Below are 1,074 nucleotides of genomic sequence, written 5' to 3' on the forward strand. Positions count from 1 at the left end.
AGCACCAATGCCGGATCAACGCCGACCAACGGAATGTCTAAGTCCGCCACCATAGCCAAGAACTTCGCCGTATCAGCCGCGGTCTCTTTAAACTGGCGTAGGAAACCTTTGATGTGTTGCGCTTTACCATTTGGCTTAAATGGCAAAAGCACTGGATACATACCTAGCTTTTTAACCAACTTGACGAAGTCTTCAACAACGTCCGCATCGTAATAACTGGTAAATGGGTCTTGAACGATTAATACGTGCTTGCTCTTTTCAGTCGAAGACAAACCACTCAACGCTTGCAGATCATACGGCGTTGTCAGCGACTCTACGCGCTGTTTCAACGTAGGAACAGACAACAACGGCGCATCCACATACCCTACTGTTGAAGCCGTTAAACTCTTCACCCACGACTGTTTCAATACGCCGTTCACGACTGCTGGTGCCTTTGCCATCATTGGCAGCATGGTTTCAATGTTGGCAACCAAATAATCTTTTGCCGGACGCTGATAGCGCGAGTGATAAATGTTTAAAAAGCGGGAACGGAAACTTGGAACATCCACTTTGATCGGACATTGGCTCGCACACGCTTTACACGCTAAGCAGCCGTTCATTGCTTCATAAACTTCATGAGAGAAATCGTATTCGTGACGACGATTAATGGAATGACGCACACGATCAATCATGGTTTTGATCGATGTTTTGTTTTCTAACGTTTGCTTTTCTAGGTCAAGAATATCAATACCTTGCTCAGTAAGCTGACGCAACCATTCACGAACCAATCCAGCGCGCCCTTTTGGCGAATGACTACGATCAGCCGTCACTTTCATCGATGGACACATCGGCGAGCTGGTCTCGTAGTTAAAGCACAAATCGTTACCGTTACATTTCATCGCTTGCTTAAAGCTGTCACGTACTTGTACGTCAATTTGGCGATCATAGTAACCACGTTTGGTGTCGGTTACTTTTACCAACTCTGCATCGCTATCAAGTGGCGTACAGATTTTACCTGGGTTCATTTTATTGTGTGGGTCGAATGCAGCTTTTACGCGTCTAAGCTCAGTAAACAACTCTTTACCAAAGAACTCC

The 1,074-nt window shown here is 45.7% G+C and carries 1 protein-coding gene; it reads right to left on the minus strand.

Features of this window, described 5'->3' with window-relative positions; genetic code table 11:
- Nucleotides 1-1,074 (minus strand): (Fe-S)-binding protein (locus tag R8269_RS25990; protein ID WP_318223012.1); only part of this gene is annotated, 1,074 nt, incomplete at both ends.

Source organism: Vibrio sp. Vb0667, assembly GCF_033391095.1.